This is a genomic window from Weissella sp. ESL1156 (genome assembly GCF_058505625.1).
Genome location: NZ_CP196372.1, coordinates 1,139,681 through 1,160,316, shown reverse-complemented (window position 1 = coordinate 1,160,316; position 20,636 = coordinate 1,139,681). Strand labels below are relative to the sequence as shown.

The 20,636-nt window shown below is 39.6% G+C and carries 13 protein-coding genes and 4 tRNA genes; 15 read left to right on the top strand and 2 right to left on the bottom strand.

The features are described from left to right. The first annotated feature begins 207 nt into the window (after window positions 1-207). The 15 genes from ACSKY2_RS05895 (at window position 208) to ACSKY2_RS05825 (ending at window position 18,696) form a co-directional block, all read left to right on the top strand. Window positions 208-858, top strand: a complete 651-nt coding sequence (locus tag ACSKY2_RS05895) for a deoxynucleoside kinase (protein WP_489877090.1) — start codon at window positions 208-210, stop codon at window positions 856-858. A gap of 17 nt (window positions 859-875) precedes the next feature. Beyond that, window positions 876-2,159, top strand: a complete 1,284-nt coding sequence (gene serS / locus ACSKY2_RS05890; protein WP_489877089.1) for a serine--tRNA ligase — start codon at window positions 876-878, stop codon at window positions 2,157-2,159. A gap of 311 nt (window positions 2,160-2,470) precedes the next feature. Further along, a tRNA-Leu gene (locus ACSKY2_RS05885) sits at window positions 2,471-2,553 on the top strand. A gap of 20 nt (window positions 2,554-2,573) precedes the next feature. Continuing rightward, window positions 2,574-2,646, top strand: a tRNA-Thr gene (locus tag ACSKY2_RS05880). Window positions 2,647-2,652: 6 nt separating this feature from the next. Further along, window positions 2,653-2,725, top strand: a tRNA-Gly gene (locus ACSKY2_RS05875). A gap of 30 nt (window positions 2,726-2,755) precedes the next feature. Next, window positions 2,756-2,829 (top strand) — tRNA-Arg (locus ACSKY2_RS05870). 232 nt (window positions 2,830-3,061) lie between these two features. Further along, window positions 3,062-3,538: a CtsR family transcriptional regulator gene (locus tag ACSKY2_RS05865; RefSeq protein WP_489877088.1), complete on the top strand. Its 477-nt coding sequence runs from the start codon at window positions 3,062-3,064 to the stop codon at window positions 3,536-3,538. Window position 3,539: 1 nt separating this feature from the next. After that, a complete protein-coding gene (locus tag ACSKY2_RS05860; RefSeq protein WP_489877087.1) occupies window positions 3,540-6,035 on the top strand; it encodes an ATP-dependent Clp protease ATP-binding subunit in 2,496 nt (831 codons plus the stop codon). Between the two features lie 270 nt (window positions 6,036-6,305). Next, window positions 6,306-9,911, top strand: a complete 3,606-nt coding sequence (rpoB, locus tag ACSKY2_RS05855) for a DNA-directed RNA polymerase subunit beta (protein WP_489840678.1) — start codon at window positions 6,306-6,308, stop codon at window positions 9,909-9,911. A gap of 152 nt (window positions 9,912-10,063) precedes the next feature. After that, window positions 10,064-13,708, top strand: coding sequence for a DNA-directed RNA polymerase subunit beta' (gene rpoC, locus ACSKY2_RS05850; protein WP_489878233.1), 3,645 nt, complete (start codon window positions 10,064-10,066; stop codon window positions 13,706-13,708). Window positions 13,709-13,855: 147 nt separating this feature from the next. Continuing rightward, entirely contained in the window at window positions 13,856-15,049 is a 1,194-nt protein-coding gene (locus ACSKY2_RS05845) for an iron-containing alcohol dehydrogenase (protein WP_489877086.1), read from the top strand. Window positions 15,050-15,211: 162 nt separating this feature from the next. Beyond that, the gene (locus ACSKY2_RS05840) at window positions 15,212-16,060 is read left to right on the top strand and encodes a methyltransferase domain-containing protein (RefSeq protein ID WP_489877085.1); all 849 of its coding nucleotides are present in this window, start codon (window positions 15,212-15,214) and stop codon (window positions 16,058-16,060) included. Between the two features lie 130 nt (window positions 16,061-16,190). Then, entirely contained in the window at window positions 16,191-16,592 is a 402-nt protein-coding gene (locus ACSKY2_RS05835; protein ID WP_489877084.1) for a helix-turn-helix domain-containing protein, read from the top strand. Between the two features lie 14 nt (window positions 16,593-16,606). Then, window positions 16,607-17,437 (top strand): SAM-dependent methyltransferase, encoded by an 831-nt coding sequence (locus ACSKY2_RS05830; RefSeq protein ID WP_489877083.1) that lies wholly within the window; start codon window positions 16,607-16,609, stop codon window positions 17,435-17,437. A 14-nt stretch (window positions 17,438-17,451) separates the two neighbouring features. Beyond that, window positions 17,452-18,696 carry a chloride channel protein gene (locus ACSKY2_RS05825; protein WP_489877082.1) on the top strand — a complete coding sequence of 415 codons (1,245 nt, stop codon included), beginning with the start codon at window positions 17,452-17,454 and terminating at the stop codon, window positions 18,694-18,696. An 81-nt stretch (window positions 18,697-18,777) separates the two neighbouring features. Here ACSKY2_RS05825 and ACSKY2_RS05820 read toward each other — a convergent pair whose 3' ends face one another. Together ACSKY2_RS05820 and ACSKY2_RS05815 are read right to left on the bottom strand one after the other, a co-directional pair. Beyond that, complete coding sequence (locus ACSKY2_RS05820; RefSeq protein ID WP_489877081.1) at window positions 18,778-18,954, bottom strand: PspC domain-containing protein; 177 nt, start codon at window positions 18,952-18,954, stop codon at window positions 18,778-18,780. A gap of 85 nt (window positions 18,955-19,039) precedes the next feature. Continuing rightward, on the bottom strand, window positions 19,040-20,413 hold the full coding sequence (locus ACSKY2_RS05815; RefSeq protein WP_489877080.1) for a sugar porter family MFS transporter: 1,374 nt from the start codon (window positions 20,411-20,413) through the stop codon (window positions 19,040-19,042). Window positions 20,414-20,636: the final 223 nt, after the last annotated feature.

The following is a 20,636-nucleotide window of genomic DNA, read 5'->3' as shown; positions in this document are numbered from 1 at the left end:
AGTAAACGTGAAGCAATGATAGGTTTTGAGGTAACGGTGGTTATTTCAAATTAAAAAGCCGAAGTCTTCGATTATTTCGAAAGGCTTTGGCTTTTTAATTTGATGCAATTAGTGAGAATTCGGTTGGTTCTCAAAAGTGGATGTGTTAGACGTTGTAAAATTTGGTAAAATAAACTTAATATTGATTAAAGAAAGTAGGACAACAGGATGATCGTATTATCGGGAACTATTGGTGCTGGGAAAACCAGCTTAACAACGATGCTCGCAGAACATTTAGGGAGCGAAGCACTATACGAATCCGTTGATGATAATCCTATTCTGCCATTATTTTATGAAGACCCAAAACGCTATGGCTTTTTATTACAAAATTATTTTTTAAATAAGCGTTTAGATAACATCAAGGATGCACAGGGTAGCCAATTAAACGTCATTGATCGATCTATCTTTGAGGACTTGTTGTTGTTTAAATTAAATGCAGATTTAGATAGAGCCACCCAGACTGAAGTACAAATCTATGGTGATTTGTTAAATAACATGATGGAACAGGTGGATTTTTCTGATGATGCGATCGTTAAAACACCAGATTTGTTAATTTATATTCACGTTAGTTTTGATACGATGTTAACTCGTATCAAAAAGCGTGGTCGTGAATATGAGCAAATTGAGAACGATCCATCCTTATATAATTATTATAAGAGTTTAAATGACCGCTATGTTGCCTGGTTTGAAAGGTATGATCGATCCCCAAAATTAAGTATTGATGGTGATCAATATGATTTTGTAACGGATGAGTTAGCAGCCAACAAGGTATTATCCTTGATTGATGACAAAATCGATGAGCTGGGTTTGAAAAAATAACTAGGAGAATAATGATTATGTTAGATATGAAATTAATTCGTCATGAGACAGCAAAAGTAAAAGAACGTTTAGCCACACGTGGCGTTGCACCAGAAGAGATTGATGCTTTAGTTGCCGATGATGCAAAACGTCGTGAATTATTGGTGAAAACGGAAGAATTAAAAGCACGCCGTAATACCGTATCAGATCAAATTGGTCTGAAGAAACGTCAAAAAGAAGATGCTAGTGACGTCATTGCTGAAATGCAAACAGTTTCAGCAACAATTAAAGCGTTGGATGAGCAAGTTGTTGTGTTAGACAAGCAAATTAAAGAACGCGCATTACATTTTCCCAATTTGCCAAATGACACGATTCCTGTTGGCCCAGACGAAGCAGCCAATCGTGAAGAACGGCGATGGGGTGATATACCAACATTTGATTTTGCACCCAAAGCGCATTTTGACATTGGTGAAGATTTAGGTATCTTAGATTTTGAACGTGGTGCAAAAGTATCAGGCGCTCGCTTTGTCTATTATGTTGGACAAGGGGCTCGTTTAGAACGAGCTGTTTATAACTTTATGTTAGATGAACATCAAAAAGAAGGTTATAAGGAAATGATCACACCATACCTGGTTAAAGATGAAGCCATGTATGGGACTGGTCAATATCCAAAGTTTATGGATGATGCATACCGTGTTGGTACAAATGATGACATGACGTTGATTCCAACGGCAGAAGTCCCACTAACTAATTACTTCCGTGAAGAAGTGATCGATGCAGAAAAGTTACCATATAGTGTCACAGCATTATCACCAGCTTTTCGTCAGGAGGCGGGTTCAGCAGGGCGTGATACGCGTGGCTTGATTCGTATGCACCAGTTTAATAAGGTCGAAATGGTTAAATTCACAAAGCCTGAGGATTCATATCAAGCTTTGGAAGATATGACAGTCAATGCCGAAAATATTTTGAAGAAATTGAATTTACCATATCACGTTATCACATTATCAACAGGTGACATGGGCTTTTCAGCAGCAAAGACATATGATGTGGAAGTGTGGATGCCACAGCAAAATATCTATCGTGAAATTTCTTCTGTCTCAAATACAGAAGCATTTCAAGCTCGCCGAGCACGCATTCAATATCGTGATGAAAATGGTAAATTACAATTTGTGCACACTTTGAATGGATCTGGTTTGGCAGTTGGTCGAACTGTTGCAGCAATCTTAGAAAATTACCAAAATGAAGATGGTACAGTGACAATTCCGGAAGTATTACGGCCATACTTTGGTGCGGATAAAATTGTTGCAGAAGATTTGTTATAATCATTGATCAAAAAAATAGTTTATCGTAGTCGCTAATTTACCAGATTAACATGGTTGATTAGCGACTTTTAAAATTGATTTTAATGTTTTTTTTATATGAAGAATAAGGAAATGTATTGTAATTTTTCAAAACAGTGAAAAAAGAATTGCAAAAAAATAAAAAAGCTAGTAATATGTATCGAGTGGTAAGTTGTTATTAGTCATGATAGCAGTTACGATATATACCAAATCAAAATGAGTGTTGACACTTAATAAATGATTAGGTATAATGTAAAAGTTGTCTAGAGTTGTTTACTCGATGGACGTCTGTTGCGGATGTGGCGGAACTGGCAGACGCGCTGGATTTAGGTTCCAGTGCCCTTAGGGCGTGCAGGTTCGATTCCTGTCATCCGTATATCGATTTTCGATACAGAAGCCGACTTAGCTCAGCTGGCAGAGCGCTTCACTAGTAATGAAGAGGTCGCTGGTTCGAATCCAGTAGTCGGCATTCCATGCGAATATAGTTCAGTTGGTAGAACGCTACCTTGCCATGGTAGAGGTCGCGGGTTCGAATCCCGTTGTTCGCTTACTTCCAATAGGGAGCTTCAAATGAACATGCACCTATAGCGCAACTGGATAGAGTGTCTGACTACGAATCAGAAGGTTGAAGGTTCGAATCCTTCTAGGTGCATTGATTGCAAACCATCAAGAGAAATCTTGGTGGTTTTTGTGTCAATACATGTTTTTTAAAATGGGTAGTCAATAAAAATAATGACAAGTTGATATTTTTAAGTTAAGCGAACCTTGAATTAGCTTTTGTAAAATATTTTGCGACCGACTCTTAAAAAGATATGATTGATTAGTAGCATTGTTTGACGATGCGTTTTATAATGATGTCAATATTGGTCAAGGGGGTGAAGGTCATGGCTGATTCAAATATGTCTGATAATATTGAGGCATACTTGAAACAAATTTTGCAGCAGGCGAATGAAATTGAAATTCGTCGTGCTGAAATCGCCCGACGCTTCAATGTCGTGCCATCACAAATTAATTATGTCATTAAAACGCGTTTTAGTGCCGAAAATGGTTATTTCGTCGAATCAAAACGTGGTGGTGGTGGTTATATTCGTATTGTAAAAATGGCATTACGGACAGAGCCAGATCTGATTGAAGAGATGCGACAAAGTCTCCCTGAGATTGTTAGCTTTAGGACGGCAACAGCAGTAATATCTAGTTTATATCGAGAACAAATCTTGACACAACGTGAAGGGGAACTTCTTTTGACGTTAATGTCTAAAGAAGCATTAGCAGTTGGCGATGCAACCGTTCAAGGTCGTTTACGAGCTAGATTATTACAACAATTATTGAACCGATTACGGTTTGAAAGTGAGTGTAATTAATATGGATAATCAATATACACCAAGTGCAAAGAATGTGTTAGTTATTGCACAAGAACAAGCAAAGCATTTTAAACATCAAGCTGTTGGGACAGAACATCTATTACTTGCTTTGGCAATTGAAAAAGAAGGCATTGCTAGTAAAGTCATGCAACAATTTAATGTTGTTGATGATGATGTGAGAAGTCAAATTGAACAATTTACGGGGTATGGCACACTATCACGTGCCGAAAAAGAAGCTTATTTGCCCTATTCTCCGAAAGCAGCTGAAATGATTCGATTGGCAAATGAACATGCCGTTAAACTTCATCAAGAACGTACAGGAACAGAACATATTCTATTGGCATTATTGTCAGATGAGACCATTTTTTCATCACGTATCTTAATTAATTTGGGTGTTAATCCTCAAGAAATGCGACGTGCAATTTTACGTAAATTGGGTGTTAGTGATACAGCAAAACGGCATGATGCACGACGGAAACGTGGTAATCAAGCACAAGCAACAGAAGGAACACCAACGTTAGATGCTTTAGCGCGTGATTTAACACAATTAGCGCGTGATCAAAAGATGGATCCAGTTGTTGGTCGTGAAAACGAAGTGAAACGTGTGATTCAAATTTTGTCACGACGTACTAAGAATAACCCAGTATTAATTGGTGAACCGGGTGTTGGTAAAACAGCGATTGCTGAAGGGCTAGCACAACGTATTGTCACAGGTGATGTTCCTTCAGATATGACCCAAAAACGTTTAATGATGTTAGATATGGGTTCTTTAGTTGCTGGTACAAAATATCGTGGTGAATTTGAAGATCGTTTGAAAAAAGTCATTGATGAAATCCAACATGATGGCCAAGTCATTTTGTTTATTGACGAACTACATACGTTAATTGGTGCCGGTGGCGCTGAGGGTGCCATTGATGCGTCAAATATCTTAAAGCCCGCTTTGGCACGTGGTGAATTGCAAACGATTGGTGCAACGACTTTGGATGAATATCAGAAGTATATTGAAGTAGATGCCGCCTTAGAACGACGTTTTGCACAGGTGACTGTGAATGAACCAACACAAGCGGATGCGATTGCTATTTTGAAAGGCTTGAAAGAACGTTACGAACAACACCATCAAGTGGCAATTCCTGATGAAACCATTGTTGAGGCAGTGAAATTATCAGTACGATATGTCACGGATCGTTTCTTACCTGACAAAGCGATTGATATTATGGATGAGGCGGCTGCCAAGGTTCGCATTGATCGGACAGGTCACGAAACACCATTAGCAAAGCAACAAGAAAAATTGGCGACATTACAACAAGAAAAAGATGAAGCAATTGCGCGATTAGATTTTGAATTAGCAGCTGAACTGCGTAAGAAAGAAATGCGACAAAAACGGCACATTGATAAATATTTGGATGCACAGACTAATCCAGAAAATGTGGATCAAACAAAATACGATTTGGTCTTATCACTGCATGATATTGCTGAAGTCGTATCAGAACAAACGGGTATTCCTGTGACGCAAATGGAAAAGTCAGAGAAAGAACGTCTAGTTAATTTAGAGAAAGTACTGCATCACCGAGTTGTTGGTCAAGATGAGGCTGTATCAGCCATTGCACGTTCGATTAGACGAGCTCGTTCAGGTTTGAAAGATCCAAAACGTCCAATTGGAACTTTCTTATTCTTAGGACCAACCGGAACAGGTAAAACTGAATTAGCAAAAGCGTTAGCTGAAGCGATGTTTGGTTCAGAAGATAACATGATCCGTGTAGATATGTCAGAATATCGTGAAGCCTATTCAGCAAGTCGTTTGGTTGGCTCAGCACCGGGTTACGTTGGTTATGAAGAAGGTGGTCAACTGACAGAGAAGGTTCGTCGTCAACCGTACTCAGTTGTCTTGCTTGATGAAGCTGAAAAAGCGCATCCAGATATTTATAATTTAATGTTGCAAGTGTTTGATGATGGTTATTTGACAGATTCTAAAGGACGCAAAGTTGATTTTAGAAATACGATTATTATTATGACGTCTAACCTAGGGGCAACGCGATTGCGTGATGAAAAGTCAGTTGGTTTCGGGGCGGTCGATAAGATGTCTGATTACGATGCCATGCGTGATACCATTATGCAAACCGTTAAGGAAACATTCCGTCCAGAATTTATTAATCGTTTGGATGAAGTGGTTGTCTTCCATTCATTGAACAAAGCGGAGCTACATCAAATTGTTAAGTTAATGTCAAAGTCGGTCTTGCAACGAATCGGTGAACAAGGCTTTAAGGTGAAAATAACACCAGCTGCAATCGATGTGATTGCTGAAGCTGGTTTTGACCCAGAATATGGTGCACGGCCAATTAGACGAGCGCTACAATCGAAAGTTGAAGATGCCTTATCAGAAGAATTATTGACAGGACAAGTAACTGTGAATGATCAGGTAACGATCGGTGCCAAAAATGGCGAGATAAATATCACCGTCAAACCAGCCAAAAATAAAACAGTGACTGTGACAGAATAATAAACTTAAAAAGTAAGCGTTGACAAGAATTGTTTTTCTTGCTAATGCCTGCTTTTTCTTGTATACTAATGGTTAGTTTAATTGTGTATAAGACAACGGTTGACAGGAAATATTGTCCCTGAAGGCCTGCATAGTAATGACAAGAGCGTTTTCAGGTACGGGGATGCTGTTGTCTTTTTTGCACTTAAAAACCGGTGAAAAGCAGAAATTGTTATCAAACTGTAATATAACTCGGTGCACAGTTGGCCAATTCAAAGCGAGGTGGAAAACTTGGTAGGAACGCTTGTAAAGTATGGTAAACACCGTGTTCGTCGTAGTTATGCACGAATCAAGGAAGTTCTTGATTTGCCTAACTTGATCGAAATTCAAACGGACTCATACAACTGGTTCTTGGATGAAGGATTACGTGAAATGTTTATGGACATTTTGCCAATCGAAGATTTCCAAGGCAAGTTGTCTCTAGAATTTGTGGACTATAAGCTCATGGAGCCTAAGTACACAGTAGAAGAAGCTCGTAACCATGATGCTAATTATTCGGCACCATTACACGTTACGTTGCGTTTAACAAATCAGGAAACTGGTGAAATTAAGTCACAAGATGTTTTCTTTGGCGATTTCCCATTAATGACACCGTCAGGAACATTTATTATTAATGGTGCCGAACGTGTTATTGTTTCACAATTAGTACGTTCACCTGGTGTGTACTACAACGAAGAATTAGATAAGAATGGTCGCCCAAATTACGGTACAACGTTCATTCCAAGTCGTGGTGCTTGGCTAGAATTTGAGACCGATGCTAAGGGATTAAGTTACGTTCGTATTGATCGTACACGTAAATTACCAATTACTGAATTGGTTCGTGCATTGGGTTATGGTTCAGATTCAGAAATCTTACAAATGTTGGGTGACCAATATGATTCAATCTCATTAACGTTGGATAAAGATGTGCATAAAGACATCGAGGATTCACGAGTTGAAGAAGCCTTAAAGGATATCTACGAGCGTTTACGTCCGGGAGAACCTAAGACTGCTGATTCAGCACGTGCTTTGTTAACAGCACGTTTCTTTGATCCAAAGCGTTATGATTTGGCACCAGTTGGTCGCTACAAGATTAACAAGAAGTTGTCATTGAAGTCACGCTTAATGGGCTTGACATTGGGTGAAACACTAGCTGATCCAGATACTGGTGAAATCATCGCTGAAAAGGGTGCATTGATTGATAAGAAAGTTATGTCAGCTTTGTCACCTTACTTAGATCGTGACGACTTTAAGCGCACAACTTATACACCATCAGATGATGCAGTTGTGACGGAACCAATGGTTTTGCAAACGATTCTTGTTGAAAATCCAGAAGACCCCGAAAAGACATTGCCAATCATTGGTAATGGTCAATTTGATCCAGCTATTCGGACAGTTAAGCCAGCAGATATTATCGCAGGTATGAATTACTTCTTAAACTTGCCATTAGGTGTTGGAACAACTGACGATATTGATCATTTGGGAAATCGTCGTATTCGTCGTGTTGGCGAGTTGTTACAAAATACTTTCCGTATTGGTCTAAGCCGTATGGAACGTGTTGTTCGTGAACGGATGTCAATTCAAGATCCTGATACCGTTACGCCACAACAATTGATTAACATTCGTCCAGTTGTTGCTGCTGTGAAGGAATTCTTTGGTTCATCACAGTTATCACAATTCATGGATCAAACAAATCCGTTGGGTGAGTTAACAAACAAGCGTCGTTTGTCAGCCCTTGGACCTGGTGGTTTGACTCGTGACCGTGCTGGATATGAAGTTCGAGATGTTCACTACACACATTATGGTCGTATGGATCCGATTGAGACACCTGAAGGACCTAATATTGGATTGATCAACTCATTGGCCACATATGGTCGCGTTAATAAGTATGGCTTCATTGAGACACCTTACCGTCGTGTTGATTGGACAACACACAAGGTGACTGATCGAATTGACTATTTGACTGCCGATGAAGAAGATAATTTCGTAGTTGCACAAGGAAACTCTGTCCTAAATGAAGACGGTTCATTTGCTACTGAAACTGTTTTGGCTCGTAAGAGTGATGAAAACGTTGAAGTACCAATTGATCAAGTTGATTATATGGACGTTTCCCCTAAGCAAATCGTTGCTGTTGCTACTGCAGCAATTCCTTTCTTGGAAAACGATGACTCAAATCGTGCCTTGATGGGTGCTAACATGCAACGTCAAGCTGTGCCTTTGATTGATCCACATGCACCATTAATTGGTACGGGTATTGAGTATAAGGCTGCCCATGATGCTGGTGTGGCAATTATTTCAAAGTATCCTGGTGTTGTTGAGTATGTTGATGGTCGCGAGATTCGTGTTCGTCGTGAAGATGGTTCATTAGACAAGTATGCCTTGATGAAGTTCCGTCGCTCAAATGCAGGTAAGAATTATAACCAACGACCAATCGTTAAAGTTGGTGACTCAGTTGATGCAGATGAAGTATTGGCTGATGGACCATCAATGGAACAAGGTGAATTGGCATTGGGTCAAAACCCATTGATTGCCTTTATGACATGGCAAGGATATAACTTTGAGGATGCCATCATTATTAACGAACGTTTGATTCGTGATGATGTTTATACATCAATTCACATTGAAGAATATGAATCAGAAGCTCGTGACACAAAGCTTGGCCCTGAAGAATTTACTCGTGAGATTCCAAATACTGGTGAGGATCAATTAAAGAATTTGGATGAACGCGGTATTATCCGTATTGGTGCTGAAGTAGAAGACGGTGATATTTTGGTTGGTAAGGTAACGCCTAAGGGTGTGACTGAGTTATCAGCTGAGGAACGTTTGCTACATGCTATCTTTGGTGAAAAAGCTCGAGAAGTACGTGACACATCATTAAAGGTACCTCATGGTGGTGGCGGTGTCGTACAAGACGTCCGTATCTTCACACGTGAAAACGGTGATGAGTTGTCACCAGGTGTTAACATGATGGTTCGTGTCTACATTGCCCAACGTCGTAAGATTCAAGTTGGTGATAAAATGGCCGGACGTCATGGTAACAAGGGAACGGTTTCAGTGATCGTTCCTTCTGAAGATATGCCATTTATGCCTGACGGTACGCCAATTGACATTATGTTGTCACCAATGGGTGTGCCTTCACGTATGAATATTGGTCAAGTGCTTGAATTACACTTAGGTATGGCTGCTCGTGAATTGGGTATTCACGTGGCATCACCTGTCTTTGATGGGGCTCGTGACACGGATATTTGGGATGCCATCCAAGAAGCTGGTTTGCCAGCCGATGGAAAGTCAATTCTTTACGATGGTCGTACAGGTGAAGCATTCGATAAGCGTGTGTCTGTTGGTATCATGCATTACATGAAGCTAGCTCACATGGTTGATGATAAGATTCATGCTCGTTCAATCGGACCTTACTCATTGGTTACGCAACAACCACTTGGTGGAAAAGCGCAATTCGGTGGTCAACGTTTTGGAGAAATGGAAGTATGGGCCCTTGAAGCATATGGTGCTGCACATACGTTGCAGGAAATTTTAACATACAAGTCTGACGATGTTGTTGGTCGTGTTAAGACATACGAAGCTATTGTTAAGGGTGAGCAAATTCCAAAGCCTGGTGTACCAGAATCATTCCGTGTGTTAGTAAAAGAATTACAAGCACTTGGTTTGGACATGAAGGTCTTGGATGCTGAAGATCGTGAGATCGAGCTACGTGATATGGATGAAGATGATTCTGTCCTAAATGTTGCATCAGCAGATAAGAAAACTGACAAATTAGCACAAGAATTTAATGCTGAAGGTGCGGGTAATATAACCAATAATTCAGATAATGTTGCAAACACGAATGATCGTGCTAATTAATTTTAAAATATAAATAAAGTGTCAGCCGACCTAGCGTTTCGTTTGCTAGGTTTGTGCTTAGTATGGTGGTGATTTAACAATCATACTAAGGACAAATCTAGTCGACGATTGGGTCGGAATTGTATAGAGAACCTATGAAAGGGGTCGAACCATTGATCGATGTCAATAAGTTTGAAAGCATGCAAATTGGTCTGGCAAGTCCGGACAAGATTCGCAGCTGGTCTTATGGTGAAGTAAAAAAGCCCGAGACAATCAACTACCGAACACTGAAGCCTGAAAAAGATGGCCTTTTTGATGAGCGTATCTTTGGACCTACAAAAGATTACGAATGTGCCTGTGGTAAATATAAGCGAATCCGTTATAAGGGAATCGTTTGTGACCGTTGTGGTGTTGAAGTCACTTCAGCAAAGGTTCGTCGTGAGCGCATGGGTCACATTGAGTTGGCTGCGCCAGTATCACATATCTGGTACTTCAAAGGTATTCCATCTCGTATGGGCTTAGTTTTGGATATGTCACCACGTTCACTTGAAGAAGTTATTTATTTTGCTTCATACGTGGTTACCAATGGTGGTGATACACCATTAACTGAAAAGCAACTACTATCAGAACGCGAATATCGTGAATTAAAAGCCGAATATGGTAACGCTTTTGAAGCAGGAATGGGTGCAGAAGCTGTTCAAACCTTGTTAGCTAACGTTGACTTGGAAGAGGAAGTGACTGAATTAAAGGCTGAATTGCGTGAGGCAACCGGTCAAAAGCGTGTTCGTGCGGTGCGCCGTTTGGACATTATTGAAGCCTTTGTTAAATCTGGTAATAAACCAGAATGGATGGTGATGGATGTTATTCCAATTATCCCACCTGATTTGCGCCCAATGGTTCAACTTGAAGGTGGTCGTTTTGCCACTTCTGATCTGAATGATTTGTATCGTCGTGTGATTAACCGCAACAATCGTTTGAAGCGTTTGTTAGAGTTGAATGCACCTGGTATCATCGTGCAAAACGAAAAGCGCATGTTGCAAGAAGCAGCAGATGCTTTGGTCGATAATGGTCGTCGTGGTCGTCCAGTTACTGGACCAGGTAACCGACCATTGAAGTCATTATCACATATGTTGAAGGGTAAGCAAGGACGTTTCCGTCAAAACTTACTTGGTAAGCGTGTTGATTATTCTGGACGTTCAGTTATCGATGTTGGGCCTTTCTTGAAGATGAATCAAATGGGATTGCCACGTCCAATGGCAATGGAGTTGTTCCGTCCATTTATCATGAAAGAATTGGTCAAGCGTGATTTAGCTGGTAACATTCGTGCTGCAAAGCGTAAGATCGATCGTCGTGATGATGATGTCATGGATGTTTTGGAAGACGTTATTAAAGAGCACCCAGTGCTATTGAACCGTGCGCCAACGTTGCACCGTTTGGGAATTCAAGCGTTTGAACCAGTGCTTGTTTCTGGTAAGGCGATGCGTCTACATCCATTGGTAACTGAAGCGTACAACGCCGATTTCGATGGGGACCAAATGGCCATCCACGTGCCATTATCAGATGAAGCACAAGCAGAAGCACGTTTGTTAATGCTAGCTGCCGGACACATTTTGGCACCTAAGGATGGAAAGCCAATCGTGGCACCATCACAAGACATGGTTATCGGTAATTACTACCTAACGACTGAAGAAGCTGGTCGTGAAGGTGAAGGTATGATTTTCAAGGATATCAATGAGGTGCGAACAGCTTACCAAAATAAGTATGTGCACTTGCACACACGTATTGGTATTCAAACAGATTCATTACCAGCTGCAAAGCCATTTACAGCTGAGCAACGTTCACGCATCATGTTGACTTCTGTTGGAAAGTTGTTCTTTAACGACATTTTGCCAGAAGACTTCCCATACTTGAATGAACCAACTGAAGCAAACTTGCATCGTATTGATGACCGTTTCTTCTTGGAGCCAGGTGAAGATATCAAGGCACGTTACGCTGAGACACCAATCTTGCCACCATTCAAGAAGGGTTACTTGTCAGATATTATTGCGGAAGTTTACAAGATTTACAAGGTTACAGAGACATCATTGTTGCTGGATCGTATGAAAGACTTGGGTTATGATGAGTCAACAAAATCTGGTTTGACAGTGGGTGTTTCCGATGTGACTGACTTGAAGGAAAAGCCAGAGATTATTGATGCTGCTCACAAGCAAGTCGCAACTGTAACGAAGCAATTCCGTCGTGGTTTGATTACTGATTCAGAACGTTATGAACGCGTTATTGCTATTTGGAATCAAGCAAAAGATGATATTACTGAAAAGCTAATTGAACACTTCGAACCAGATAACAACATCTTTATGATGTCGGATTCTGGAGCCCGTGGTAATATTTCTAACTTTACGCAATTGGCTGGTATGCGTGGTTTGATGGCAGCTCCTAATGGTCGTATTATGGAACTACCTATCATCGCTAACTTCCGTGAGGGACTATCTGTTTTGGAAATGTTCTTCTCAACGCACGGTGCTCGTAAAGGAATGACTGATACGGCTTTGAAGACAGCTGATTCTGGTTACATGACTCGTCGTTTGGTTGATGTTGCACAAGATGTTATTATTCGTGAAGATGATTGTCATAGTGATCGTGGCTTGGATGTGACTGCTATCATGAATGGTAATGAAGTTATCGAGTCATTATACGAACGTATTTTGGGACGTTATGCACAAAAGTCAGTCTTTGATCCAGAAACTGGTGACAAGATTGTTGGTCATAACGAGATGATCACAGAAGATATTGCCAAGCGTATTATTGAAGCTGGCATCACAACTGTTACAATTCGTTCAGCATTTACTTGCAACACTGAACATGGTGTTTGTGTTCGATGCTACGGTCGTAACATGGCTACTGGTGATGTTGTCGAAGTTGGTGAAGCTGTCGGTACTGTTGCAGCACAATCAATCGGTGAACCAGGTACACAATTGACTATGCGTACATTCCACACGGGTGGTGTTGCTGGAAACGATATTACGCAAGGACTTCCTCGTGTGCAAGAAATTTTCGAAGCACGTAATCCTAAGGGACGTGCTATGATTACTGAAGTTACTGGTGAAGTCACTTCAATCGAAGAAAATCCTGCTGATCGTACCAAAGAAGTTACAATTCAAGGTGAGACAGATACGCGTACGTATACATTACCTATGACTGCTCGTATGCGAGTTGGTGAAGGTGATCATATTCATCGTGGTGAGACGTTGAATGAAGGTTCAGCTGATCCTAAGGAAATTATCCAAGTACGTGATACGCTTGCTACTGAAAACTATATTGTGCATGAAGTGCAAAAAGTTTACCGTATGCAAGGTGTTGAGATTTCTGATAAGCACATTGAAGTAATGGCTCGACAAATGCTACGTAAGGTTCGTGTCATGGATCCGGGCGAGACCGATCTGTTGCCAGGAACTTTGATGGATATTGCCCAATTCCGTGATGCAAATGAAGAAACTTTGCTGAAGGGTGGTCTCCCTGCAACGGGTCGTCCAGTTTTGCTTGGTATTACCAAAGCATCATTAGAGACGAATTCATTCTTGTCTGCTGCATCATTCCAAGAGACAACACGTGTCTTGACAGATGCTGCTATCCGCGGTAAGAATGATCCACTTGTTGGTTTGAAGGAAAATGTTATCATTGGTAAGTTGATTCCAGCTGGTACTGGTATGAAACAATATCAAGAAATTGAAGATAAAGTTGTTGCTGATCCAATCGTTACTGAGGAAAATGCACCAACATCAATTGCTGATATTGAAAACGCCATGAATTTAACAAAATAAATCGTTGCAGATTCATTTTAACGATTAATTAAAGCACTCATAGATGTCATTTGTTTGTTATCTATGAGGCTTTTTTGTTACCATGAAAGTAAGTATGGTTAATTAAAATTAATGAGTGGCAGCCGTCTTTCAAGACAGGAGGTTCATATGGAAGATTTTCGTTTTCAAAATAGTACAGATATTCGTTTTGGGAAACATCATATTGATGAAGAATTACATGACACCATTGCGCAATTTGGTCAAAACGTTTTACTAACTTATGGTGGTGGTTCAATCAAACACTCTGGTCTGTACGACCGTGTGATAAAAGCTTTAGCTGGTTTACATGTGGTTGAATTATCAGGCATTGCACCTAATCCAAAAATTACTTCAATTCGTGAAGGTCAACAATTAGTAAAAGCACACGATATAGATGTGATTTTATCTGTTGGTGGTGGTTCTGTTTTGGATGCATCAAAGGTCATTGCTTCTGCAAAGTTTTATGATGGGGATGCTTGGGATCTAGTTGCTGATCGTGGTTCAAAATCACGAGCAAATATTGATCAATTACCAGTCGTTGACATTTTAACGTTGGCAGCAACAGGTTCAGAGATGAATGCGGGGTCAGTTATTTCAAATCCTGATTTAAATATTAAGTTAGGTACTTATGGTCCTAAGACACCAGCGGTTTCATTTTTAGATCCACAACTAACTTATTCTGTTTCGCAGTGGCAAACTGCTGCAGGATCGTTTGATATTTTTTCACATTTAACAGAACAATATTTTGATCGGTCAACTGCCAATGACGTAACTGCTGGTATTATTGAAGGTATGATGCGTTCAGTAATTAAATGGGCACCAGTTGCTTTAAAGGAACCGAATAATTATGACGCCCGCGCTAATTTGATGTGGGGTGCAACCATGGCACTGAATGGGATTGCGCGTTCTGGTAATCAGAATGGTTGGACAGTTCATCCAATTGAACATGAGCTATCTGCTTATTATGATATTACGCATGGTGTTGGTCTCGGTATTTTAACACCACGATGGATGAAGAAAGTCCTTTCAGACAAAACGGCAGCAAAATTCGCACGATTTGGGCGTGAAGTTTGGCACTTAACGGGTAGTGATGAAAAAGTTGCAATGCAGTCTGTTCAATCAACCTATGATTGGATAAAGTCGTTAGGCATTCCGATGACATTAGTTGGTGTTGATATTCGTACTGATGAGAAATTTGTTGAAATGGCACAGGAAGCTGTTCGCATTGGTCATTTAGATCATGAAGGTGGTTATGTCAATTTGACTGTTGATGATGTCGTCGATTTGTATCGGGCATCACTAACAACTGATGGTTTTGAATAAGATATCAATATTTTAGAACATGTTTAATAGGATCGACAATCTACCAAATTAAAATGGTGAGATTGCCGATCCTGTTTGCGTACCATAGACTGTTATCAGATGCTAAAAGATATGATTAATTTGTGATATACTATCAAATAAAAAAATGAAGATGACGGGAAAATGAAAAAAATAGATAAAGGACAGCAATTTGTCACACAACACTTATCAATGTTTCGTTGTTTATTAGATAATGAACCATATGATCACGTGAGCGGCCACAGCTTAATTTGTCCACGTGGCCATCGCTTAGATTTAAATAAAAAAGGGACACTCTATTTTTTGAATAAAGCGATCAATACAGAATATGATGATCAGATGTTAGCTTCTCGTAGACGAGTATTAACAGCTGGATTATTTGATGGCATCATACAGGCTGTTAGTGAAGAATTACCAACAAAAAAACAACGTATTTTAGATGTTGGTACGGGTGAAGGCACACCATTACAGCGATTACTCAATTTACGACACAATCAAGATACCGCGCTTGGCTTTGATATTTCAAAAGCAGGCATTAACCTTGCAACACAGTTGGAGACGCAGGCATTTTTTAGTGTCGCTGACTTAGCTAACCTACCATTTACAGATAATAGTTTTGATAGTATCGTTGAATTTTTTTCGCCGAGTGCCTACGAAGAATTCAAACGGGTATTAAAACCATCAGGAACATTGGTGAAAGTTGTGCCAGCTGCAGGCTATTTACATGAATTACGCGAAATGTTATATCCACTTGATTCACCAAAGCATACCTACCAAAATGATAAAGTTGTGCAACGCTTTATGGCAAATTATCCAAAAGCAACACAACGAGAAATTTCTTATGAATGGACAATTCCCAATGATTTATATGCTGATCTATTACATATGACGCCATTGCATTGGGGTGCACGTCCAGAAACACAGCAAGTTGCCGAGCAGACACCCTTGCCAAAGGTAACCGTTCATGTTGTTATTTTGACATATCATCATTAATTGTGCATAATGTGGATAAATTAATGTCTTTTCCACAAATATTTGTGGAAAAACAGATAAAAGTTCGGTAAAATGGACATATTAAGGTGAAAACCCATAAACGATATTTAATGAATGGAGTCCTACGCGTATGTTTCCTGATCGCTTACGTGAATTACGAAAAGGCCGTAATATCACATTGGAAAATCTTGCTGAAGAAATGAACAAACTTCTTGAGCCAGGTCAAAAACCAAATACAGCCGCTCAAATTGGAAACTGGGAGCGGGGCGACCGTTCACCGTCTTACATAGAGGTACGGAAATTAGCTGATTTTTTCAATGTGTCCATGGATTTTTTAGTTGGGCGAGCAATGTCTGAAAAAACTGATCTATCATTACTATTTTTATCGGGTAAAGAAATTGATTTTAATGGTAAGCCATTGACAGATCAACAACGGTTTGATATTTTTCAATATGTCAATTCGTACTTGAATCCAGTATCTTATACTGCTGATGATGATGTACGTAGTAATCATCAAGAAAGTTTGTTTTAAAGGATCAAAACAAGATGAACCAAGAAGAACTTATTCGTTTTGGTACAGGCAGACAGCTCACTGAGATTGATTATCTTAGTGAGCTGTTGTCGTATCAGGCATCATTTCGTCATATAACAAGTGTTAATCATTTAATCACGCAAGTCGTACAAACTATCAATTTATTAAATCAAGGTTATTTACCAGCAACTTTACCTATTTTAGAAGTTACTGAAGAGATGATTACTGCGACTCAAAGCGATGTTCTACGACGATTTCCACAACAACCTACGCGTGGAAACGCCTTATGGGCACAGCTAAGAGATGATTTAGAAAATATTGATTTTTTAGTTCATCATTTACGTGATGCCTTAATTGAATACTTTAGTATGTATGGTTATGTATCAACACCATTTATTCAAGATTTGTCACGTGAAACGGCAGGTCAACCAGTTCTTGAATTAATGGCTGGACATGGCTATTTGTCTGCAGGATTGCGAGCTATTGATCCCAAACAAATTGTATTTGCCACAGATAATCAAACTTGGCGTAATCAACCCGATATTACCTTGGCAGAGCCAGTAACGACAGTTGAAAATATGACCGCGTTGGCAGCATTAGCCAAATATGGCGAGACAGCAACAACGATTATCATGAGTTGGGCACCGGATACGACCCAAGCTGATTGGGATGTTCTGCAAACCATTCGGAGTCAATATACCCATAAGCGATTTATTATTATTGGTGAACCGAATGGGGCGACAAATTCTCAGCAGTTTTGGTCACAAGCCAAACTAACGCCCATTCTAAGTAACCATCATCAATCATTTGATTTGATTAATGAACAAGTTTTTGAAGTTGAATAGTAAGGAAAATTATTATGATGAAGGAAACAACACGTCAAACAATGACGTTGATTATATCAACGATCGTTCTTGGTATCATTGTGGGATTTAGTTCACTATTGTTAGGTCAATTATTAGATGTCGTTGAGCGTTTATTTTTACATTTTGAGGAAAATGCAAGTATACCAGTGGCTACTCAAGCAACAGCAATCAATCGCTTAGTATCAGTCACTCTGGGTGGCATTATTGTGAGCCTTGTTTGGTATGCATTGAAGCGTTATTGTCGGCCAACGGTCAGTATTAATCGTGCGTTGAAAGGTGAAACGATGCCTTTTTGGGTAACAATCGTTCATGTGATGACGCAGATTCTCTATGTTGCAACAGGTGGATCAATTGGTCGTGAGTTAGCACCACGGGAAGCGGGGGCCATGTTAGCCCAACACTGGCAGAAATTTAGTCAGCATGTTGGTTTAGCTAGTTTATCAACAGATGATCAACGTTTATTGATTGCTGCTGCTGCCGGTGCTGGTTTTGCTGGTATCTATATTGCACCAATAACAGGGATGATGTTTGCTGTCGAACTATTGTTAAAAAAGGTTAGTATGCGGACCGTGTCAGTTAGCTTAAGTATGTCTGTCATTGCGATGTTGATTGGATCAATAACGAAGGGCTTTGTGCCTTATTATCTGATTAATCATAAAAATTTTGCCATGGATATGTTACCGCTGGTGGTGATATTTGGTATTCTCATGGGAATTTTGGGAGCATTATTTCGCCGAGGATTCCAATGGGCTGGTAAAAAAAGCAGTACACCTGCACAAATTCTTTGGCAGTTACCATTGGTTGGTTTATTAACTGGGATTGTGGCAATGTTTATGCCACAAATCATGGGTAATGGTCGTGGACTAGCTGAGTTTGCGTTTATACAGACAGATAGTCGTGTCGCCGGCTTTTTATTAGTTGGGGCCCTACTGAAGACGGTCGTTACTATTTTAACAATTAGAGGTGGTGCTGCTGGTGGCACATTGACGCCCTCAATTGCAATTGGTGGTGCTCTAGGGGTATTACTTGGATTTGGTTATGTGATGATCGTGCCAGACGCCTCACTTGCACAAGCAGGTGTTTTGGGAGCAGTTGGCTTTTTGGCAGCTTCGCAACAGGCTCCATTAATGGCCTTGTTTATGTTATTCGAAGTCTGTCATCTAGATTATTCAGCCTTATTACCATTAGGATTAACTGTTGCATTGGCTAGTGCCTCTTCAAAATTAATTGTTAAATAAATCAAAGCATCATGAAAGAGCGTTAAACAGCCAAATGTATCTGGTTGTTTAACGCTCTTTTTTGACAATATTTTATTCATGCTATTTTTCAGGTAGTAATAACCAAAGTATTAAGTAAATAATTAAACCTGGAAATGGACTTAAGGTTAACAATACCCAGAGAACTCTTAGTATATTAACGTTCCAATCGAAACGTTCAGCTAAACCACCCAAAACACCAGCTAAGACACGATTATCTTTCGAACGATATAATTTCATGATATTTCCCCCTGTATACCCATTTTCTGTTATTATACAGGAGATAATTAATAATAACGATTATTTTATCGCATAGTGATCAATATTAGTTGATTTTTGCAGCGGCTCGTTTGATAAGGTGTGAGTTGGCAAAAATTGCTGCCAAAAAAATGCAACCAAGATTGGCAAAGGTGAAAATCAAGAATACACCAGCCGTGCCTTGATGAGCAATTAAAATTGGGAAAATTAAACTAATGATAAAGTTTGTTAACCAAATCATTGCCGTACTTAAAGCGTTAAAAGTCGTCCGCAATTGCTGTGGGAACATTTCTGACAGTAGCATCCAGGTGACAGGACTCACAAGACCTTGTTGGGTTGCCAAAAAGTAGGCCAAAATGATTAGTACCAAAATGTTATTCATCGCTGGTGCAAGTGGTGTCGTTTTCATGACCCAACTTAATAGACCTAAACTAAAAACATTTGAAGTTAAACCAATCGTTAATAGCCGAAAAGGGGAAACGCGTTCAACAATGTGCTTTCCAGCGAAAATAGCGATAGACGAAACAATCCCAATTAGGACATTACCATATAATGAAGCGCCAGATCCCAGCCCTACTTTTTCAAGAATGACTGAGCCATAATACATGACTGTGTTAATACCAGAAGCCTGTTGAATAAAACCAACGGTTAAACCAGCACCGAGGATATACAACGCAGCCTTAGATGAAAAAATAAGGTGCCAATTGATTTTTTCACCTTGGCGTAGTGATTGTTTGGCTTCGCTAATATTTTCTCGAATATCTAATTTTGGAAAACCTAACTTTTTGAAAACTTTTTGTGCCCGATCACGTTGACGTTCCAACAAATACCAGAAGGGACTGTTTGGAATTTTAGCAGAAGTAATCCATAAGAAAATGGCAGGAATGGCTGCTGCTAACATCATAATACGCCAAACGGGATGCCAATTGCCCCATAATGAGCCAAGAATGGCATTAACTGTAAAGGCTGTTAATTGACCAACAACGATTGCGATAGCATTTTTATTCACGTTTTTCGCCTTTAAGCGATCAGGTGAAATCTCGTCTAAATACAGTGGTGATAAACTAGATGCACAACCAACTGATAAACCGAGAATAAAGCGTGAAATAATCAACATCCAAGCGTTAATTGCCAACGAACAAGCGATAGTTGCAATCGTAAAAATTGCTGCAATCCACTGTAGCAGTTTCTTTCGACCAAGATTATCAGCTAATGTCGTGACTGATAATGCACCAAACATACAGCCTAAAACTAGAGCACTTGATATTAAACCTTGAATCGTTGGTGAAGCGCCTAATTGGTCAGCATGACTAATGAAAGTTAATGCGCCATTAATCACACCTGTATCATATCCAAAGAGAAAACCACCTAGTGCAATAATATAAGCTGTGTAATTTAGAAATGGATTGTTCTTTTTAGGACCACTCTCTTCTTTATTCAAAATAAAAACACTTCCTTTCAGAATTTTTGTTCAAAATACCTCAATGATTGTCTTTGATCGATAAAGTCATTACTGAAAATTTGATCAGTAAAATTAAACACCCCTATAATTGTTATTTTATTACCATGAAGCTTAAATGAAAATTAAAAATATAATAATGCTATTTTAGGCAAAAGGTAACAGTACCGTTAAACTACCAGCTTAATGGTTTATTTAACGATCC